Raw genomic sequence first — 16,111 nt, forward strand, 5'->3', positions numbered from 1 at the left:
TTGTTTTTGGCACTATTAATGTATCTTTGTTTTAAAATTATATTTAATGATAAAGATAAAAAGACTGTTTTTTATTTTACTCTTTTTCGCTTGTTTTTTTACAAGTGAAAATTTTAATGGGCAAAAAATTAATCAATTAGATGCTAATAATCAAAGAGTAGGTGTTTGGAAAAAATATTATTCAAATAAACGAATACGCTATGTTGGTCAATTTAAAAACGGTAAAGAAGTAGGTGTTTTTAAGTTTTATGATATTACAAGTTCTGTGCATCCAGTAATTATTAAAACATTTTATGAAAACTCAGATTCGTTATATGTCAAATTTTTCACTTTAAAAGGTAAAATTGAAACTGAAGGAGTTATGAAGGGGAGAGAACGTGTTGGTAATTGGAAATATTTTTATCCTGATGGCATCATCATGTCAGAAGAAAATTATAAAAACGGAAAATTACATGGACCACAAATAATTTATTATCAAGATGGTCAGGTTACTGAATTTTCTAATTATAAAAACGGTTTGTTAGATGCTACAAGTAGTAAATATGCTAGTAATGGAGTACTTATTCAAGAGCTAACTTATGAAAATGGGGAGTTAAACGGATTGGCAAAATTCTTTGAATTAGACGGACAGTTATTAGAAACGGGGAATTATAAAAACGGATTAAGAGTTGGTAATTGGGAGTACTATATGGACGGAGAAGTTGCCACAGAAAAAGAAGTTAGAAAAAAAAGTACGTTTACTCGTAAAAAAGAAGATTAATTTCAAAATAACAAAGTTGTACAATCTAAAGGTTTATGGTTTAAAGATTGATACGTTTTAACGTTTATAGTACTGAGCTTATAGATGTCTTTTTAACCTTGTTAACTACTTACTTCAATATAAAGTAAAACAATTGTTACATCAATTCTTTCAATCTATAAAAACCATTTCTAATTTGTACCTTTGCTGCCTCAAAACATAAAAATGAAACGAGTAGTTGTTGGTCTTTCTGGTGGTGTAGATAGTAGTGTTACTGCACATTTATTAAAAGAACAAGGGTATGAAGTAATTGGGCTTTTTATGAAAAATTGGCATGATGATTCTGTCACTATTTCTAATGAATGCCCTTGGTTAGAGGATTCTAATGATGCAATGATTGTTGCAGAAAAATTAGGAATTCCTTTTCAGGTTGTAGATTTAAGTGAACAATACAAAGAACGTATTGTAGATTATATGTTCGATGAATACTCTAAAGGTAGAACTCCAAACCCAGATGTACTTTGTAACCGAGAAATTAAGTTTGATGTCTTTATGGACATCGCTTTAAAATTAGGTGCAGATTATGTAGCTACAGGTCATTACTGTAGAAAAGGTGAAGAGATTATTGACGGTAAACCTGTTTATAAATTATTAGCAGGTAAAGACAATAACAAAGATCAGTCTTATTTTTTATGTCAATTATCTCAAGAGCAATTAACAAAAGCCTTATTTCCAATTGGTGAATTAACAAAACCAGAAGTAAGAGCAATTGCTAAAGAAGCAGATTTAATTACAGCAGAAAAGAAAGATTCTCAAGGTTTATGCTTTATTGGTAAAGTGCGTTTGCCAGAATTTTTACAACAAAAATTACAACCTAAAGATGGAGTAATTGTTACACTTCCTTTAGATTTTGAACAGTACACAAAACAAGTACCTTCTTTTGAAAGTAAAGAAGATGAGTTAAAATATTTTGCAACCAAGTTTACTTATAAAAAAGATGATGGTAAAGTAGTTGGTAAACATCAAGGAGCACATTATTTTACAAAAGGGCAACGTAAAGGCTTAAATGTTGGTGGTACAAAAGAGGGTTTATATGTGATAGAAACAGATGTTGTAGAAAATGTAATTTATACAGGAGAAGGTAAAAATCACCCAGGATTATACAGAAACGTATTGTTTGTTTCTAATGAAGAAATGCATTGGATTCGTGAAGATTTAACTTTAAAAGTTGGAGAAACCATGCAAGTTGATGCAAGAATTAGATACAGACAACCTTTAGAAAATGCTACTTTACACAAAGTAGAATCTGGCTTGTATGTAGAATTCGAAAACAAACAATCTGCCATACAAGAAGGACAATTTGTAGCTTGGTATAGAGATGAAGAATTATTAGGCTCAGGAGTTATCTCTTAAAATATTTATAAAATCATAAAAAAGTAGTAATTTCGGAATATGAAGAAATTACTACTTTTTTTATGTCTAATAGTTTTTTTTAAAGTTTCAGCACAAGAAGATGCTTGGCTTTTTTTGAAAGATAAACCTCAGGAAACTAATTTTTTAGAGAACCCTACATTAATGCTTACTCAAAGAGCATTAGATAGAAGAGCTAAACTAAATATTTCTTTAGACACTAAAGATGTTCCGGTTGATAAGGCATATTACGATCAACTTAAAAGTGATAATACGATTACTGTTTTAGGGAAATCTAAGTGGTTAAACGCAGTTCATATTCAGGGAGAAATTGTAAATATTAATAATTTAATTACGAATTATAGTTTTATAGCATCTGTAGAATTTGCCAACAAATCCTTGAATCTAAATGGCAAATCGAATGGAAAAACGATCACTGCTAATCATTATAATAAGTTTAAAGAAAACCTTACCGATTTTAATTATGGAGCTGCAGATAATCAAATTAAAATGCTAAAAGGAGATTATTTACATCAACAAGAATTAACAGGAGAAGGTCAAATAATAGCAATTATAGATGCCGGTTTTCCTAATGTAAATACCTTAGATGCTTTTAGTAGAATTAGAGATAATAATCAAATTTTAGGAGGTTATAATTTTGCCGATAGAAACGATAATTTCTATACAAGAAATAATCATGGAACACATGTTTTGTCTTCCATTGCTGGCTATATTAAAGATGCATATGTTGGTACAGCTCCAGATGCAAAATTTTATTTATTTATATCAGAAATTTCAGAAACAGAAACTGTTTTAGAAGAGACGCTTTGGGTAGAAGCTGCGGAAAGAGCAGATAGTTTAGGAGTTGATGTTATAAATACATCTTTAGGTTATACTACGTATGATAATCCAAATCACAATCATACTTACGCAGATATGGATGGCAAAACTACTTTTATTTCTAGAGGGGCAGAAATTGGAGCTTCGAGAGGTATGCTTTTAGTTAATGCAGTAGGTAATGATGGAAATAATTCTTGGAAATATATGGGAGCGCCAGCAGACGCACCTTCTGTAATTTCTGTTGGTGCTGTAAACTCTTTAGGAAACATTGCAAGCTTTAGTTCTTTTGGACCAACATCAGACGGAAGAATAAAACCAGAAATTTTAGGTCAAGGTCAAAACCCAGCATTGATACATTATCTTTCTGGAGAAATAACAACTTTATCTAGCGGAACCTCTTTTTCATCGCCAATTATGGCTGGTTTAATTGCTTGTTTAAATCAAAACGATGGATTTCTTTTAAAATCGTCCTTAAAAAACGCTAATGAAAATTTTAATGATTATTTAAAAAAAGCTATTTATGAATCTGCGGATAAATTTAAGAACCCAACAGACCAACATGGTTATGGAATTCCGAATTTTGAAACAGCACTAAATAAATATATTGCTAGTTTATCTTTATTAAATGATGAAAGCATCAATTTTAAGATATATCCAAACCCTGTTCAAGATCGTTTTAAAATTTCTATTGATAATTTTGAGAATATGTCAATTCAAATTTATAACATTTTAGGTAAAAAAGTGTTTGAAAAAGCAGCACTAACTTCCACAAATATTGATATTTCGTTTTTAAATACAGGTATTTATTTGGTAAATATTTCTTCTGATGATCAATATAAAACAATAAAATTAATTAAAGAATAAGATGAAATTTAAAATATCATTTATTTTATTTTTAACCTGTTTTCAAGTGTTTTCTCAAAAAGATTCTATTGTCAATTTTTTTGATTCCAACAAAAAAGTTATTAATGATAAAACCAAAGCTACAACTTTTGAAATTTTAACAAAACAAAACGATTCTCTTTGGTTAAGTAGAAAATACAAAAGAAACGGTAAACTTTATTATTACCAACATTATAGAACAAGTGATAAAAAAATAAAAATTGGAGAGGGGATCGTTTATAATAAACATGGTAAAATGATTGAACTATGTTTTTATAATGAGGGATTAAAACATGGTAGATATAAATCTTGGTTTGATAATGGAAACTTAAATACTGAAGGAAGATTTTACAAAGGTAAAAAAGAAGGTCTTTTTAAAATATACCACTATAATGGTATTTTAGCAGGTAAAGCTATTTTTAAAAAAGATACCATAACGCAAGATATATATTATGATATTAATGAAGATATTACAAATAAAGACTGTGTAATATGTAAAAAGAAACCCACTTTTAAAGGTGGAATTTCTGAATATAGAAAGGAATTTGCTAAGTTGGAAAAGGCTATTAATTATAAGATTGATGGAGGTATTTATATTCATTTTGTGATTGACGTTCTTGGGGACGTTACCGATGTAACTATAGATGAAGATATTCCTGAAAAACTTTATGATGAATTAGTTCATTTTTTTGAATCTCTCAAAGGTTGGTCTGTTGCAATTGATGGTAATAGAAAAGTGCCTTTTAATTATACTCAAAAAATAAACTTTAAATTATGATAAATAAAATAACAACTCTTTTCAATATAAAACACCCGATTGTACAAGGAGGAATGATTTGGGTTTCTGGATGGAGATTAGCTTCGGCAGTTTCTAATGCAGGTGGTTTAGGTTTAATTGGTGCAGGTTCTATGTATCCAGATGTATTAAGAGAACACATTATAAAATGTAAAAAAGCAACTTCTAAACCTTTTGGTGTAAACGTACCAATGCTGTACCCAGATATCAATAAAATAATGGATATAATTGTAGAAGAAGGTGTAAAGATTGTTTTTACTTCTGCAGGAAATCCAAAAACTTGGACTTCTTTTTTAAAGGATAAAGGAATTGCAGTTGTACATGTAGTTAGTTCTGTAAAGTTTGCTTTAAAAGCAGAAGCTGCTGGTGTAGACGCTGTTGTTTGTGAAGGTTTTGAGGCAGGCGGACATAATGGGAGGGAAGAAACAACCACTTTTGCATTAATACCAATGGTAAAAGAACATGTTAAAATTCCGGTAATTGCTGCTGGTGGAATTGGAACCGGACGAGGAATGTTGGCAGCTATGGTTTTAGGGGCAGATGGTGTTCAAATAGGAAGCAGATTTGCAGCATCAGAAGAGTCATCTGCTCACATTAATTTTAAAAATAGAATTATTGATGTAAAAGACGGTGATACACATTTAACATTAAAAGAATTAGCACCAGTAAGATTGGTTAAGAATAAATTTTATAATGATGTACAAGAATTGTATCAACAAAACCCAACAATGGCAGATTTAAAAGAATTGTTAGGTAGAGCAAGATCTAAAAAAGGAATGTTTGAAGGAGATCTGGAAGAAGGAGAGTTAGAAATTGGGCAAATTGCAGGTTTAATACACGAAATAAAATCTGCTAAAGCGATTTTAGAAGAAATAATAACAGAGTTTAATAATGCTAAAGCCTCTATGCATACGCTTTAAGTGGGTATTGTAAAGAAAATCAATATTTTATGCATTTATACAATAAATGGCATTACATTTGCAATTCAATAAATGTTGTTAGGAATTAATTTAACAACTCAATATTTTTTATTATGAATAAAGGTACCGTAAAATTTTTCAATGAATCTAAAGGATTTGGATTTATCACTGAAGAAGGATCAAACAAAGAACATTTTGTACATGTTTCAGGATTAATCGATGAAATTCGTGAAAACGATGAAGTTGAATTTGACTTACAAGATGGAAAAAAAGGATTAAACGCAGTAAATGTAAGAGTATTATAATATATATTTATTACTAGTTAATTTTTTAACTAAAAGCCTATCAAATTTGATAGGCTTTTTTTTATGAAAAAAAAATGAGATTATTAATTTATAATTTATGAAAATTAAAGTAAAATAAAGTTTTTACCTTGTAATTCAATTTTTGGCACTACATTTGCAATTCAATAAATGTTGTTAGGAATTAATTTAACAACTCAATATTTTTTTATTATGAATAAAGGTACCGTAAAATTTTTCAACGAATCTAAAGGATTTGGATTTATCACTGAAGAAGGATCAAACAAAGAACATTTTGTACATGTTTCAGGATTAATCGACGAAATTCGTGAAAACGATGAAGTTGAATTTGACTTACAAGATGGAAAAAAAGGATTAAACGCAGTAAACGTAAGAGTATTATAATATATATTTATTACTAGTTAATTTTTTATCTAAAAGCCTATCAAAATTTGATAGGCTTTTTTTATTTTAGTGTTTTAAAACTTTATTTATGATTGACGGAAGGCAAAGAAAAAATGTAGAGATTGGTTTATTTGTAGAAATTGTTCAAAAACCACATCAACGAAGTGGTGAACTAACAAAAGGTGTAATAGCAAAAATTCTAACTAATTCTCAAAACCATCCTTATGGTATTAAAGTTCAGTTAGAATCTGGTTTGGTTGGTAGAATTAAAAATATTATTGAATAAGAATATTTTAGTTAACAGGAATTTTAATTTCGTATACTTTTCTACTTTTATTGTTTAGCTTGTTTTCTCTTAACCAAGGATTAAGAATTTTAAACTCTTTATAATTCATTCCGAATTTCTTAGCAAAATGGGTAATATTAGAAATTGCGGTATCTACTTTTATCGTTTTTGTTTTGGCTAAGGTGTAAAGGTCTTCGTTTTCAAACACAAAACCATATTTTTTAGGATTGCTAATTACTTCTTTTAAAGCTATAATTCTTAATACATATCTTTCGGTTTCATCTGGCAATTTAGCATCGTAATAATTAGTTACTTCTTGCTCATCTAACCTTTTGCTAACGCCATAGTTTCCTGCATTATATGCAGCGGCAGCTAAAGTCCAAGAATTAAAACGTTTTTGAGATTTTTTTAAATACTCAGCAGCTACTTTTGTAGATTTTTCAATGTCGTAACGTTCATCTACATTGCTGTTTATTTCTAATCCATATTCTTTTCCTGTTGCTTTCATAAAATGCCACATACCTGCCGCACCTACATTAGATGTTTCATCTATAAAAGCACTTTCTGCCAAGGCTAAAAATTTAAAATCGTCTGGTAAACCATACTTTTTTAATAACGGCTCTAAAATAGGGAAGTATTTATTTGCTCTTTTTATAAGTAACAATCCATTAGATTGCCAATAAGTATTAACCAACAACTCTCTTTCCATTCTTTCTTTAACATCTGGTATTTCTAAAGGAACTCTTTCTCCAGCAAGATTTAAATTGTTTGGTAGTTTTAATGCTTTTATTTTATAAGTTTCATGTGTACTCGTTTGAGGATCAATTTCATTTTTATGAATGCCATTATAAAATAAAAAAGTAACTATTAAGATGCTAAGTAATGAAAGGAAACGGAATGATTTATTCATGAGATTGCAATTTTTTAGGTATTAAATATAAGGAAACGGATATTTTAACTAGTTAAAACAGCGTTAATAATTTTAGTTAATTTCTTTGCTTTGGTGATAATCATAATATGGGTACCACCTTCAATTTCAATACAATTTTCTATATTTTTTATAGGAAATACATGGTCAGCTGTTCCATGGATATGCGTTATATTTTGTTTTTTTTCTGTTTGTTTCCATCTGATAATAGTACCAATAGACCAATTTAAATATAATTCAGTTCTAACAGAAAGGTACTTTTTATATATATCTGCTCTCTTTTTTAAGGATTTGCCTAAAAAATATTGCGCATAATCTTCAAAATTAGAAACAACTTTTGTTGGGAAAAATTTATAAGCTTTTGTAAATTTTACAAATTGAAACTTCTTTGGTAATTCTTTATGGTGCTTTACACTAGAAATGATAATTACTTTTCTAACATCTAGGTATTTACTCATTTCTTGTACCATAATCCCGCCAAAAGAAACACCTACTAAAACAGGGTTTTCTTCTTTTATTTCTTCACTTAATCTCATAGCATAATTAGCGATAGACTCTTCTTGTGCTACAGGTGTTATCCAATTTAAATAATGAATGTCATACCTATCTTTTGATAATTCTAAGTTTTCAAAAATTTCTGGTCCAGCTGCTAGACCAGGAACGAAGTATATTGGAATCTTTTTCATATCTATTTCTTTTTTGTTTCAGTAATTCTATTTTAAACTGTAACGCTACTATTTTCAAAATTAAATCTTACCAAACCATCTTCATCAATTTCTGTAAGTGTAATAGTGTGTAAAGTATTTACTAATTCAGGGTTCCAAGGTGTTTTAACTTTAACGTAATTTTCTGTAAAACCGTTTATAAAACCTTCTTTATTTTCGTTTTCAAATAAAACAGTTACGGTATTTCCTAACTGACTTTCATAAAAAGCACGTCTTTTTTTAGCGGATAAACCACGAAGCATTTTACTACGTTTTGCTCTTACCTTTTTAGGGACTACACCTTCAAGATGCACAGCTTCTGTATTAGGTCTTTCAGAATAGGTGAAAACATGCAAATACGAAATATCCATTTCGTTTAGATAGTTGTATGTTTCTAAAAATAGTTCATCTGTTTCACCAGGGAAACCAACAATAACATCTACACCAATACAAGCGTTAGGCATTACTTCTTTAATTCTTGTAACTCTATTGGTATACGTATTGGTTAAATACCTACGTTTCATTTTTTTTAGCAATTCATCACTACCAGATTGTAGAGGAATATGAAAATGAGGAACAAAAGAAGTCGATTTTGATACAAATTCTATCGTTTCATCTTTTAATAAATTAGGTTCTATAGATGAAATACGCAAACGATGTATGCCGTCTACTTTATCTAATTCTTTTACCAATTCTAAAAATGTATGTTCGTGCTTTTTGTTTCCAAATTCGCCTTTACCATAATCACCAATATTAACACCTGTTAAAACAATTTCTTTAATTCCTTTAGATGATATTTCTTTGGCATTTTCAATAACATTTTCTAAAGTATCACTTCTAGAAATACCACGTGCTAGCGGTATTGTACAATAGGTACATTTATAGTCGCATCCATCTTGTACTTTTAGAAAAGCACGAGTTCTGTCTCCAATAGAATAAGACCCCACATAAAAATCAGCATCAGAAATTTCACAAGAGTGAACTTCACCAACATTATTTTTAGTTAAATCGTTGATGTAACTGGTAACATTAAACTTTTCGGTAGCGCCTAAGACCAAGTCTACCCCATCTACAGCAGCCAATTCTTCTGGTTTTAACTGTGCATAACAACCAACTGCTATTAAAAATGCGTCATCGTTTTTCTTTAAAGCATTTTTTACAATGGTTTTAAAGCGTTTATCTGCATTATCTGTAACAGAACAGGTATTTATAACATACACATCTGCTGCTTCTTCAAAATCTACACGTTCAAAGCCCTCACTCACAAAGTTACGAGCAATAGTAGACGTTTCTGAAAAATTTAATTTGCATCCTAAAGTGTAAAAGGCAACTTTTTTATCTGCATTCATTCTAATAAGTTTGTTTAACTAAAAAACAAAACTTTAAAAAAGGATTTATTTCTTAAAGTTCAAATTGTATATTTACAAATACTGTACAAAACAGTTTACAAGAGCAAAAGTACGATATTATTGATGATTTTTGAAACGGAAAGGTTAATTATTAGAAGACTAGTTTTGGCGGATTTAGCTATGTTTCATGAGCTAGAGAGCAACCCTAATGTTTTAAAATATGCAATAGGAACTCCAAAGACCTATATTGAAAATGAAAATGAGTTAAAAACATTAATATTAAAATATAATGATCCAAAAAATGATTTTTGGATACTTGCGATCACCAACAAAACAGACCAACAATTTATAGGTACAGTAGCGTTGGTAAAAGATAATTTAGAAGATGAAATTGGTTATCGTTTTTTAGAAAATTTTTGGAACCTTGGTTATGGTTCTGAAGTTTGCTTCGGATTAATCTCGTATTGTAAGCAAATTAAAATTAAAAGTATTATTGCTTATGTAGTAGATGAAAACAAAGCATCTGTAATCATTTTAGAAAAAAATAACTTTACGATTGTTGATGAATTTATAAATGATGAAGGCTTATCGGAAACAAAATACGAATTGTATTTATGATTAAAGATTATTGAATTTCGATTTATAAAGCAACCTATGGTAGTTGTTTTGATTAATATAACTTTTCTTTTATTTTAGCTTTTAATTTTTCAGATACATTTGTAGGGAATGGCTTGTCTCCGTGTAAAATGTCAACCATTAAATCGCTAAAATGTTGCCCATATTTTTTTAGCATATAATTTCTAACCGGGTTGTTATTGTAAAAGAATTTAGATAAAGTGCCACCAGAGTGTAATTCTGGGAGTAACTTTATATTTAGTTTTTCTAAGTACAATTGTTCTGCTAAATTTTTATTTAAGTTGCTTTCAATAAGTGCTTCTGCAACATACTTTCCGCTTAGAATAGCGTTTGAAATTCCTTCTGCAGTTATTGGTTCTGCAAAACCAGCTGCGTCTCCAATTAAAAAAACATTATTTTTAACAAAACCATCCGTTCTTGGAGCAATTGGTATTTTAAAACCGTGTGCATCTTCTTTTATTACTTCATTAATGCCAAGAGTTTTTAAATATTTTTTGTAATAATCTTTTAAATTTATTTTACCTTTTTTAGTGGTTAATACGCCTAGTGATAAGTGATTTTTCTTAGGGAAACTCCATGCATATCCGTAAGGAACAGCATCAATATCAAAACGTACACTTGTAGATAATCGTTTAAAATCTTCTTCAGAAACTTCTACCTCGTATTCTAAAGCAGGTATCAGTTTTCTCGTATCTTCTTTCCAACCAGCCATTTTTGCTGTCGGACTTAAAACACCGTCTGCTGCAATTATAAAATTGGCTGTTATTTCTCCTTGGCTTGTGTGTAATACCGATTTATCAATTAAAAAATCAATACTTTTTAATGTATGGTTTTCTAATAATGTAACGCCAAATTCTTTTGCTTTCTCTACAATTAAATTATCAAAAGCATCTCTCATAATCATTGTTATGATTGGTTTTTCTTTAGAAGATTGATAATAAATTTTACCATTATTAAAATAACTATCAACAGCAAAAAATTCACTTTCAATGACTTCATCAATCTCAAAAGGCATATTTTTTCGTCCTCTATTAACAAAACCACCACCACAAGTTTTATAACGTGGTAAAGTTTCTTTTTCTATTATAACGGTAGAAATACCTTGCTTACCAAGATAAAAAGCTGTTGAAGCACCAGAAGGCCCACTTCCAATAATAGCTACACCAAAATGTTTCATTGAATTAGAAAATTTAATTTTAAAATACGAATATAGAAAATCTTACCAGTTAATTTTTGCCATAATAGCAAAATGATCTGAGTGCTTTTCTGAAAAAGTAGAAAATTTGTTACTAATTGCGTCTTTGTCTGTTAATATGAAATCTATTCTCATTGGAAACCAGTAATTATAGGTTTTACCAAAACCTTTACCAGACTCGATATAGGTATCCTTTTTATTTTTTGCTATTTTGTTATATACCCAAGAGTAGCTTGTGTTATTAAAATCTCCACAAACAATTTTTTTTCCTTTCCATTGCTGTTCATGCGCTAAAAATTGAACAGTTTGTTCGGCTTGTTCTTTAAAGGAGCTTGAAACTCTTTCTATTAATTTTTCAGAATTTTCTTCTCCAAAATTTTCTTCATTTGGTTTTATTCTTAAAGATTCTAGATGAATATTATAAATTCTGATGGTATCCTTTTCTTTTAATATATCAGCAAAAATAATATTATTTCCGGTGCTTTTTAAATCTAAAGATCCAGAATTAATAATCTTGTATTTAGAATAAATAGCCATTCCGTATTTTTTACTTTTAGGGCGAAGTTTTACGTATTTATATGGAAATGAGAATTTGTTTTTATTCGTTAGATAGTATTCTTGTATGCTAATAACATCTGGGTCTTTTAGAGCTATAAATTCGTACCCATCTTGTTCTTTAGAGCCTTTTTTCTTATGAAAAAGATCGAAACTTTTTACATTATAACTCATCACTTTTAAATCGTTATTAAAAGAAGAGTTGTTGCTAGAGATTTTGAAAAAAGGTGAGGAAAAGAAGACGCCTATAATAAAAACAGTAACGGATAGTAAAAATTGTTTTTTCATTTTAATTAACCAGTAAATAGCAAAAAGCAAGTTAATTATCATTAGAAAAGGTACAAAAAGACTTAAAATTGCAACAAAGGGTATGGTAGCAGGAGATATAAAATGCAGCACATAAGATAGCAATAATAAGGTTGCTAATATTGAGTTTATAAAATATAGAACCTTATCTATGGGGGACAAATTTTTCATACGATTATCTTCCTTGTTTAAATAAAAACTCTTTTTCTTCTTTAGTTAAGGTGTCATAACCAGATTTGCTAATCTTGTCTAAAATAGCATCAATTTGTTGTTGATTTAAAGAATTATCTTTATTTGTTTTAACCGTTTTTTTAGGTGATTTGTAAACGGTTTTTAATGGTTTCTTTTTCGTTGAAAATAGATTTGCTAATTTATCGAATATTTTTATTTCTTTATTGGCTGCCCCATTAACATATAAAAAGCCAAATAAGGCGCCGCCTAAATGTGCAAAATGTCCACCAGCATTTCCGCCAGATAGCGCTAAAATATCTAAACCTACCCAAATAGCTCCTAAATACCATAGCTTAACAAAGCCAATAAAACGTATTTTTAATTGATAGTTTGGTATGTACGTGGTAATACCTATAAAAATGGCAGAAATACCTGCGGAAGCACCTACCAAAATAGAGGATTGATTTTGAAATAATGGAAAGTAATTATGGCTTAGTATAAACAAAGCTCCACCCAAAATAGTACCTAATAAATAGAACGTTAATAATTGTTTTTGTGTAAAATATTCTATAAATAAATTACCTACAAAATATAAGGTTATTAGGTTTAAAAGAATGTGTAGAAAGTCTGCATGTAAAAAACCATAGGTAATAATTGTCCAAGGTTTGGTTAATAAAGATGTAAAATTATCATCTAAAGAAAACCATGTTACCACCCAATTTATTTCTCCTTTATACAAGTCTTGAAAAACAGATGTTAATAAGGTAAATATAAAGATGGCAATATTTATGTAGATCAATTTTTCTACAATATTTCCACTTTTATAGCGGTCTTTTATGTCGTCTATAAACCCCATTAATATGTTTTAAATTCATTTTTTTTCCAATACCAAGCAATAATAAAACCTATTAAAGCACCACCAACGTGTGCAAAATGAGCAATGTTACCTATAGAGTATTTAGTCATTCCAAAGAATAAATCTCCCAAAATCATTACCGGTATAAAGTACTTTGCAGCAATAGGAACAGGAAAAAATATCAAAGCTAATTTCGCATCTTTAAAATAAAGACCAAAAGCTACTAAAACACCATATACAGCTCCAGAGGCTCCAACTGCAGGAGTATTGTATAAAGAGGTTATTTGATTAAATTGATCTTGCGAAATAGCCCCTATAACTCGAGCATCATTGGTGCTCCCTGATTTTAATATAGATAGAACTTCAGAATTATTTAAACCTGCATCTATAAAGAGTTCATAGATGCCGTTAAATTGATAATAATTGACTAATGTGTAAATAATTCCGGCTCCAATTCCTGCGGAAAAATAGAAAAATATAAACTTCTTTTTCCCCCATATTTGTTCTAAAGGTGTACCAAAAGCCCATAGACCATACATGTTAAATAAAATATGACTAAAACCACCATGCATAAACATGTGCGTTATGTATTGCCAAATTCCGAAATGTTCATTTTTAGGAAAATGTAAAGCCAAAATATTTGTAAAATCTAATTTTAAAAGTTGTGGTGCAACAAATAAAATTACATTTATAATAATTAAATGTTTTATGGCATCTGTAAGTTTAGTATTCATTTTTAACTGTTAAATAGATTGTCTATTTCGTTTAATGTTAATGTTTTAAAAGTTGGTTTTCCAAAAGGAGAAACATTAGGCTCTTTACAAGAAAATAAATCATTTACTAGTCCTTCTTGTTCTCTTTCAGAAAGTTGTGTACCTGTTTTTATAGATAATGTTTTTGCAAATGATTTTGCCATTACATCAAAATGACTATAATTAGCATCTGGTACTTCTAAATCGATATCACTTAATAACTCTTCTAATATAATAGTTATTTTACTCTCTGTAACAGAAACCGGAATTCCTTTTATAGTAACACTGTCTTTGGTAAATTCATCAAAAGAAAAACCTGCATTTTCTAATTCGGTTTTAATTGTATAAATCATTTCTATTTCTGCAGATGTATAAGAGATCTTAACCGGAAATAATAATTGTTGGCTATTGGCTTCTTTTACAGTAATACTTTCTAGAAAATCTTCGTATAAAATACGTTGATGTGCTAAGGATTGATTGATTAAAACCACTCCAGATTTTATAGAACTCAATAAATATTTTCGTTGAATTTGAAATGTTTTTTGTGTTTTTATTTCTTGCTGATTGTCAAATAATTCAGACTGTTTTTCTTCTTCAGTATCTGCCACAGAAGTATATAAAGATTCCCAACTTTCTGTTTTTGGTTCTTCTCTTTTAAATGGCGTATGAATTTCTTTATTTGCTTCTTCTTTAAACGGATTAAAGTCTGGATCAACAGAGATTCTAGGAGTAGCTGTAGATTTTGGTTTTGAATTAAAATGATACGGAGTATCTAAATTTGCATCTCTATTAAAATCTAAAACTGGTGCTACGTTGTATTGCCCTAAACTATGTTTTACCGTGGCTCTTAACATGGCATACAATGCTTTTTCATTATCAAACTTTATTTCCGTTTTTGTAGGATGAATGTTAATGTCAATTGTATTTGCAGGCACGGTTAAATATAAAAAATAGGAGGGATGCGAACCTTGTTCTAATAATCCATCAAAAGCATTTACAACTGCATGATTTAAGTATGAACTTTTTATAAAACGATCATTTACAAAAAAGAATTGTTCTCCTCTTTTTCTTTTAGAGAATTCTGGTTTTGCAACAAAACCTTCGATACCTACAATATCTGTTTGCTCGTTTATAGGAACTAACTTTTCATTCATTTTAGTGCCAAAAACACTAACAATTCGTTTTCTTAAATTACTGCTTTTTAAATGATATACTTCATTATCATTATGATGCATTAAAAAAGCAATATTTGGATGCGCTAAAGCAACTCTTTGAAATTCATCTATAATATGACGGGTTTCAACAGTATCCGATTTTAAAAAATTTCTTCTTGCAGGAATGTTGTAAAACAAGTTCTTTACAGCAATACTGGTTCCTTTACTGGTAGAAATAAAATCTTGTGATACAATTTTACTTCCTTCAATTTTTATGCAAGTACCTAATTCTTCGCTGTCTTGTTTTGTTTTTAATTCTACATGGGCAATGGCAGCAATAGATGCTAAAGCTTCTCCTCTAAAACCTTTTGTGTTTAGGTTAAATAAGTCTTCTGCTTTTTGTATTTTAGAAGTTGCATGACGCTCAAAACTCATTCTAGCGTCTGTAGTGCTCATTCCTTTTCCGTTATCAATTACTTGAATTAACGTTTTACCAGCATCTTTTAATAAAAGTTTTATATTAGTTGATCCAGCATCTATGGCGTTTTCTAGCAATTCTTTTACAACAGAAGCAGGGCGTTGAACGACTTCTCCTGCAGCAATTTGATTCGCAACATGATCTGGTAATAATTGAATAATATCCGACATTAATTTTTATTGAAAATAGATAAATCGAAATCTATGATGTACAAAAAGATAAGCACCAAAATTGCGATGATAATAAAAAGTGTTTTGTTTACGCTTTTGTCTGAGTTTTTTAAATCATCAAAAGCATCACTAAATTTACCTTTAATTCCTTTGTTTTTACCAGTTGTTGTTCTAAACTGGTCTAATTTATGTTCAATTTTAAAAGGACTTCCTTCTCCTTTGTAGAAGCGAGGTTGGTAATCAAATTTCTTATTAGTACGTTTTAAAAATCCCATAG

General features: G+C 29.4%; 18 protein-coding genes. 9 read left to right on the forward strand and 9 right to left on the reverse strand.

All coding sequences use genetic code 11. From position 1 onward, the window contains the following. The first annotated feature begins 46 nt into the window (after nucleotides 1–46). The 8 genes from WG945_RS00980 (at nucleotide 47) to WG945_RS01015 (ending at nucleotide 6,580) form a co-directional block, all read left to right on the forward strand. Nucleotides 47–760: a toxin-antitoxin system YwqK family antitoxin gene (locus WG945_RS00980; protein ID WP_068449723.1), complete on the forward strand. Its 714-nt coding sequence runs from the start codon at nucleotides 47–49 to the stop codon at nucleotides 758–760. Nucleotides 761–964: 204 nt separating this feature from the next. Beyond that, complete coding sequence (gene mnmA / locus WG945_RS00985; protein ID WP_068449724.1) at nucleotides 965–2,152, forward strand: tRNA 2-thiouridine(34) synthase MnmA; 1,188 nt, start codon at nucleotides 965–967, stop codon at nucleotides 2,150–2,152. A 39-nt stretch (nucleotides 2,153–2,191) separates the two neighbouring features. Continuing rightward, entirely contained in the window at nucleotides 2,192–3,853 is a 1,662-nt protein-coding gene (locus WG945_RS00990) for a S8 family serine peptidase (protein WP_068449725.1), read from the forward strand. A 1-nt stretch (nucleotide 3,854) separates the two neighbouring features. After that, nucleotides 3,855–4,649: a hypothetical protein gene (locus WG945_RS00995; protein WP_157603607.1), complete on the forward strand. Its 795-nt coding sequence runs from the start codon at nucleotides 3,855–3,857 to the stop codon at nucleotides 4,647–4,649. Further along, entirely contained in the window at nucleotides 4,646–5,587 is a 942-nt protein-coding gene (locus tag WG945_RS01000; RefSeq protein WP_068449727.1) for an NAD(P)H-dependent flavin oxidoreductase, read from the forward strand. Before WG945_RS00995 ends, WG945_RS01000 begins: the two co-directional genes overlap by 4 nt. A gap of 113 nt (nucleotides 5,588–5,700) precedes the next feature. Further along, nucleotides 5,701–5,892 carry a cold-shock protein gene (locus WG945_RS01005; RefSeq protein ID WP_018943662.1) on the forward strand — a complete coding sequence of 64 codons (192 nt, stop codon included), beginning with the start codon at nucleotides 5,701–5,703 and terminating at the stop codon, nucleotides 5,890–5,892. Nucleotides 5,893–6,102: 210 nt separating this feature from the next. Continuing rightward, complete coding sequence (locus tag WG945_RS01010) at nucleotides 6,103–6,294, forward strand: cold-shock protein (RefSeq protein WP_018943662.1); 192 nt, start codon at nucleotides 6,103–6,105, stop codon at nucleotides 6,292–6,294. 88 nt (nucleotides 6,295–6,382) lie between these two features. After that, nucleotides 6,383–6,580: a YwbE family protein gene (locus WG945_RS01015; RefSeq protein WP_197482078.1), complete on the forward strand. Its 198-nt coding sequence runs from the start codon at nucleotides 6,383–6,385 to the stop codon at nucleotides 6,578–6,580. A gap of 7 nt (nucleotides 6,581–6,587) precedes the next feature. Here WG945_RS01015 and WG945_RS01020 read toward each other — a convergent pair whose 3' ends face one another. Genes WG945_RS01020 through mtaB form a run of 3 tightly spaced genes read right to left on the reverse strand, consistent with a single transcriptional unit; the run spans nucleotide 6,588 to nucleotide 9,561 of the window. Next, on the reverse strand, nucleotides 6,588–7,490 hold the full coding sequence (locus WG945_RS01020; protein ID WP_068449728.1) for a lytic transglycosylase domain-containing protein: 903 nt from the start codon (nucleotides 7,488–7,490) through the stop codon (nucleotides 6,588–6,590). Between the two features lie 44 nt (nucleotides 7,491–7,534). Next, on the reverse strand, nucleotides 7,535–8,194 hold the full coding sequence (locus tag WG945_RS01025; RefSeq protein WP_068449729.1) for a lipase family alpha/beta hydrolase: 660 nt from the start codon (nucleotides 8,192–8,194) through the stop codon (nucleotides 7,535–7,537). A gap of 32 nt (nucleotides 8,195–8,226) precedes the next feature. Next, nucleotides 8,227–9,561: a tRNA (N(6)-L-threonylcarbamoyladenosine(37)-C(2))-methylthiotransferase MtaB gene (gene mtaB, locus WG945_RS01030; RefSeq protein ID WP_068449730.1), complete on the reverse strand. Its 1,335-nt coding sequence runs from the start codon at nucleotides 9,559–9,561 to the stop codon at nucleotides 8,227–8,229. A 123-nt stretch (nucleotides 9,562–9,684) separates the two neighbouring features. Between mtaB and WG945_RS01035 the strand changes: the two genes are divergently transcribed. After that, nucleotides 9,685–10,179 (forward strand): GNAT family N-acetyltransferase, encoded by a 495-nt coding sequence (locus WG945_RS01035; RefSeq protein WP_068449731.1) that lies wholly within the window; start codon nucleotides 9,685–9,687, stop codon nucleotides 10,177–10,179. A 52-nt stretch (nucleotides 10,180–10,231) separates the two neighbouring features. On the opposite strand, the gene WG945_RS01040 is transcribed toward WG945_RS01035, so the two are convergent. The 6 genes from WG945_RS01040 to WG945_RS01065 form a co-directional block, all read right to left on the reverse strand. Then, nucleotides 10,232–11,374 (reverse strand): geranylgeranyl reductase family protein, encoded by a 1,143-nt coding sequence (locus WG945_RS01040; protein ID WP_068449732.1) that lies wholly within the window; start codon nucleotides 11,372–11,374, stop codon nucleotides 10,232–10,234. A 42-nt stretch (nucleotides 11,375–11,416) separates the two neighbouring features. Then, entirely contained in the window at nucleotides 11,417–12,235 is an 819-nt protein-coding gene (locus tag WG945_RS01045) for an endonuclease/exonuclease/phosphatase family protein (RefSeq protein WP_231874638.1), read from the reverse strand. 193 nt (nucleotides 12,236–12,428) lie between these two features. Beyond that, on the reverse strand, nucleotides 12,429–13,280 hold the full coding sequence (locus WG945_RS01050; protein ID WP_068449734.1) for a rhomboid family intramembrane serine protease: 852 nt from the start codon (nucleotides 13,278–13,280) through the stop codon (nucleotides 12,429–12,431). Then, nucleotides 13,280–14,014: a rhomboid family intramembrane serine protease gene (locus tag WG945_RS01055; protein WP_068449735.1), complete on the reverse strand. Its 735-nt coding sequence runs from the start codon at nucleotides 14,012–14,014 to the stop codon at nucleotides 13,280–13,282. Before WG945_RS01055 ends, WG945_RS01050 begins: the two co-directional genes overlap by 1 nt. A 2-nt stretch (nucleotides 14,015–14,016) precedes the next feature. Continuing rightward, nucleotides 14,017–15,834 carry a DNA mismatch repair endonuclease MutL gene (mutL, locus tag WG945_RS01060; protein ID WP_068449736.1) on the reverse strand — a complete coding sequence of 606 codons (1,818 nt, stop codon included), beginning with the start codon at nucleotides 15,832–15,834 and terminating at the stop codon, nucleotides 14,017–14,019. Continuing rightward, nucleotides 15,834–16,109: a riboflavin synthase subunit beta gene (locus tag WG945_RS01065; protein ID WP_068449737.1), complete on the reverse strand. Its 276-nt coding sequence runs from the start codon at nucleotides 16,107–16,109 to the stop codon at nucleotides 15,834–15,836. Before WG945_RS01065 ends, mutL begins: the two co-directional genes overlap by 1 nt. Between the last annotated feature and the right edge of the window lie 2 nt (nucleotides 16,110–16,111).

The organism is Polaribacter atrinae (genome assembly GCF_038023995.1).
Taxonomy (GTDB): Bacteria; Bacteroidota; Bacteroidia; order Flavobacteriales; family Flavobacteriaceae; genus Polaribacter; species Polaribacter atrinae.